This is a genomic window from Curtobacterium sp. MCBA15_005, from assembly GCF_001864855.1.
GTDB lineage: Bacteria > Actinomycetota > Actinomycetes > Actinomycetales > Microbacteriaceae > Curtobacterium > Curtobacterium flaccumfaciens.
Genome location: NZ_MJGL01000037.1, coordinates 3584 through 4199 on the forward strand (window position 1 = coordinate 3584; position 616 = coordinate 4199).

Consider the following 616-nt stretch of genomic DNA (forward strand, 5'->3'; position numbering starts at 1 on the left):
AGCGTCGGCAGCGTCGTCGCGGCCATCACGCGCTCCATGTCGTCGACGACGGGGATCTTGAGCCAGCTGTAGGCGCTGGACTCGCCCAGTCCCGCAGCGATCGCCATCGAGGTGATCACGGCGTCGGCCGACAGGTCGTTGACGACCCGGCCGTCCCGCCACTCGGACATGAACGGCTCGAGCATGATCGGCAGCTGGAGCGCCGCGGCCTCGCTGACGGCGCGGGCCGTGGCCTCGAGCGTCGGCGCGGTGCCCGAGTCCTCCAGGGCGATGCGCACCAGCAGCTTGGCGAAGTCGAGCCCGGAGTCCTTGATCGCCTGCGCCGAGTACGCCGTGTACCGGTCGTCCATCTCGAACGTGGCGCCGCGGAGTCCACCGCGGTTCATCGACCCGACGACGACCTTGCCGTCGAGGGCGCCGAGCAGCGCGAGGTCCTCGAGGATGTCGGGGGTACCGAGCACCCCGTCGACCCCCGGACGACCGAGGGCCGTGACGAGCCGCTCGAGCAGGTCGTAGCGGTCGGCCATCGCGGACTCGTCGTCGCGCACGGCCAGCGCACCGCGTGCGGGGTGGTCGGCGGCGACGATGAAGAGCTTGCCGTCGTCGGCGAGCAGGG

At 71.6% G+C, this 616-nt stretch carries 1 protein-coding gene; it reads right to left on the bottom strand.

Translation table 11 applies throughout. The annotated features are described in order from the left end of the window. A partial coding sequence (locus tag BIU89_RS12920) for a Cgl0159 family (beta/alpha)8-fold protein (RefSeq protein ID WP_441294453.1) occupies positions 1-616 on the bottom strand: 616 nt, incomplete at both ends.